Source organism: Paraburkholderia sp. Ac-20336, assembly GCF_017105025.1.
GTDB lineage: Bacteria > Pseudomonadota > Gammaproteobacteria > Burkholderiales > Burkholderiaceae > Paraburkholderia.
Window position 1 is genome coordinate 1 of the sequence record NZ_JAAGPS010000252.1, and the last position, 3280, is coordinate 3280.

Annotated in this window: 3 protein-coding genes and 2 pseudogenes; all 5 read left to right on the top strand. The window is 62.4% G+C overall.

Annotated features, from left to right (window positions below):
• A pseudogene (locus GXB81_RS30635) lies at positions 1–248 on the top strand (type VI secretion system protein TssA); the annotation flags it as partial.
• Between the two features lie 86 nt (positions 249–334).
• Positions 335–841 (top strand): type VI secretion system contractile sheath small subunit, encoded by a 507-nt coding sequence (tssB, locus tag GXB81_RS30640; RefSeq protein ID WP_205192674.1) that lies wholly within the window; start codon positions 335–337, stop codon positions 839–841.
• 25 nt (positions 842–866) lie between these two features.
• Positions 867–2363: a type VI secretion system contractile sheath large subunit gene (tssC, locus tag GXB81_RS30645; protein WP_167039850.1), complete on the top strand. Its 1497-nt coding sequence runs from the start codon at positions 867–869 to the stop codon at positions 2361–2363.
• 48 nt (positions 2364–2411) lie between these two features.
• Positions 2412–2900, top strand: coding sequence for a type VI secretion system tube protein Hcp (locus tag GXB81_RS30650; protein ID WP_167039852.1), 489 nt, complete (start codon positions 2412–2414; stop codon positions 2898–2900).
• Positions 2901–2995: 95 nt separating this feature from the next.
• Positions 2996–3280: pseudogene (locus GXB81_RS30655) on the top strand (virulence protein SciE type); the annotation flags it as partial.

The window sequence follows — 3280 nt, forward strand, 5'->3', positions numbered from 1 at the left end:
TGCCGGGTCAACGCGCGGGCGCGGCGCCGGCGCCGGTGTCCGGCGACATCACGGATCGTCAGGACGTGATCCGCGTGCTCGACAAGATCTGCGCGTACTACGAGCGTCACGAACCCTCCAGCCCGGTGCCGCTGCTATTGCTGCGCGCGCGCCGTCTGGTCGACAAGAGCTTTATGGAAATCCTGCAGGACCTCGCGCCCGAAGGAATGAGCCAGGCCCGGCAGGTAGGCGGTATCGAGAACGAGTAAGCAGTCAGCCGGGGATGTGCTTTTTGCGTTTAGCAACGCCAGTCACGCGCCATGCTGCTCGCGGCCGTGCGGCGTCAACCAGGGGAATGGTCGTGGCCAAGGAAAGCAGCCAGAAATTCATCGCGCGCAATCGGGCGCCGCGGGTTCAGATCGAGTACGACGTCGAAGTCTACGGCTCGGAGAAGAAGGTCAATCTGCCCTTCGTCATGGGCGTGCTGGCCGATCTCTCCGGGCAGCCGGCGGACCCGCTCGCACCGGTGGCGGATCGCAAGTTTCTCGAGATCGACGTCGACAATTTCGACGAGCGTCTGAAGTCGATGAAACCGCGCGTTGCCGTGCAGGTGCCGAACATGCTGACGGGCGAGGGCAACCTCGCTGTCGACATGACCTTCGAGAGCATGGACGACTTCTCGCCCGCGGCGGTCGCGCGCAAGGTGGATGCGCTGGCCAAGCTGCTGGAAGCGCGCGGCCAGTTGCAGAACCTGCTGACGTACATGGACGGCAAGACCGGCGCCGAGGACCTGATCGCGAAGCTGCTGAGCGATCCGGCCTTGCTGCAGTCGCTGGCGTCCGCGCCGAAGCCGCAGGAATGAGTGTGAACCACAGGGGAGTCTGACCATGGCCGAACCTAGTACCCAAGGGCAAGCGCAACCCGGCGAAACCTCGCTCGAAATGAGCGATTTCGCGAACCTGCTGCAAAAGGAATTCAAGCCGAAGAGCGACAAGGCAAAGGAAGCCGTCGAAACGGCGGTGCGCACGCTCGCCGAACAGGCGCTGCGCGATACCAACGTGATTTCCGGCGACGTGCTCGCGACGATCGAATCGCTGATCGCGCAGATCGACGCGAAGCTGACCGCGCAGATCAACCAGATCATCCACTCGGAAGAGTTCCAGAAAGTCGAGAGCGCATGGCGCGGCTTGCACTATCTGGTGAACAACACCGAGACGGACGAAACCCTGAAGATCCGCGTGATGAACGTATCGAAGGGCGATCTGTACAAGACGCTCAAGAAGTACAAGGGCACCGCGTGGGATCAAAGCCCGTTCTTCAAGAAGCTCTATGAAGAGGAGTACGGCCAGTTCGGCGGCGAGCCGTACGGCGCGCTGGTGGCCGATTACCACTTCGACAACAGCGGCCCCGACGTCGATCTGCTGACGCAGATGGCGAAGATCTCCGCCGCCGCGCATGCGCCGTTCATCGCGGGCGCCGATCCCGCCGTGATGCTGATGGACTCCTGGCAGGAGCTGGCGAATCCGCGCGACCTGACGAAAATATTTCAAACTCCTGAACATGCGGCCTGGCGCTCGCTGCGCGAATCGGAAGATTCGCGTTACGTGGGTCTCGCGATGCCGCGCTTTCTCGCCCGTGCGCCGTATGGCGCGAAAACCAACCCGGTCGAGGAGTTCGATTTCGAGGAAGACACCGCCGGCGCCGACAGCAGCAAATACTCATGGGCCAATGCGGCCTATGCGATGGCGACCAACATCAATCGCTCGTTCAAGATGTACGGCTGGTGCTCGCGGATTCGCGGCATCGAGTCGGGCGGCGCGGTCGAGAATCTGCCGGTGCATGCGTTCCCCACCGACGACGGCGGCGTCGACATGAAGTGCCCGACCGAAATCGCCATCAGCGATCGCCGCGAAGCCGAACTGGCGAAGAACGGTTTCATGCCGCTCGTGCACAAGAAGAACTCCGATTTCGCCGCCTTCATCGGCGCGCAGTCGCTGCATAAGCCCGCCGAATACGAAGACCCGGACGCCACCGCGAACGCGAACCTGGCCGCCCGTCTGCCGTACCTGTTCGCGTGCAGCCGCTTCGCGCACTACCTGAAGTGCATCGTGCGCGACAAGGTCGGCAGCTTCAAGGAGAAGGACGACATGCAGCGCTGGCTGCAGAACTGGATTCTGCAGTACGTCGATGGCGATCCCGCGCACTCGACGGAAGAGTCCAAGGCAAGACGGCCGCTTGCCGCCGCGGAGGTGGTCGTCGAAGAAGTGGAAGGCAATCCGGGGTATTACACGTCGAAGTTTTTCCTGCGTCCGCATTACCAGTTGGAAGGCCTGACCGTATCGCTACGGTTGGTTTCGAAGCTTCCGTCCGCCAAGGCGGCATGACGGAAATCCCTTTTTTTCAGTGACGAATTGTTTTGAGCGGAGAAAGACATGGCCATCGATATGTTCATGAAGCTGGGCGATATTAAGGGCGAGTCGCAGGACAAGACCCATAAGGAAGAAATCGAAGTGCTGGCATGGAGCTGGGGGCTGAGCCAGAGCGGCACGATGCACATGGGGACGGGCGGCGGGGCCGGCAAGGTATCGGTGCAGGACCTCTCGTTCACCAAATACAGCGACAAGGCCACGCCGCCGATCATGGCGGCCTGTACCAAGGGCACGCACATCGACAAGGCGCTGCTGACCGTGCGCAAGGCCGGCGGCGACAACCCGCTCGAGTACTACAAGGTCACGCTCGAAGGCGTGCTGGTCAGCTCCTACTCGACGGGCGGCTCGGGCGGCGAAGAGCGTTTCACCGAGAACGTCACGCTCAACTTCGAGAAGTTCCATGTCGAGTATCAGCCGCAAAACGCCAAGGGTGCGAAGGAAGGCGGGGTGGTCGAAACGAAGTGGAACATTCCCGCCAACGCCGAGAGTTGAGCGGCAGGCAGCATGAGACGACCGCACCGCGCCGGCCACGCCGCCGCGGTGCGGCGGCGGGTGGGATGACCTCAGCCTGAGCGGAGCGAACCGGCATGACAGCAGAAGAGTGTTTGCGCGCGGGCGATGTCGACGGATGCCTGAGCGAATTGCAGAACCAGGTTCGCAAGGACCCGTCGAAAGCCGCTTATCGCGTCTTTCTGTTCCAGTTGCTCGCGGTGACGGGCGCGTGGGATCGCGCGCTGACGCAACTGAACGTGGTGGGCGAACTCGACGCCGCGGCGTTGCCGATGGTGCAAACCTATCGCGCGGCGTTGCAGTGCGAAGCATTGCGCGACGCGGTGTTCAAAGGCGAACACGCGCCGCTGATTTTCGGCGAG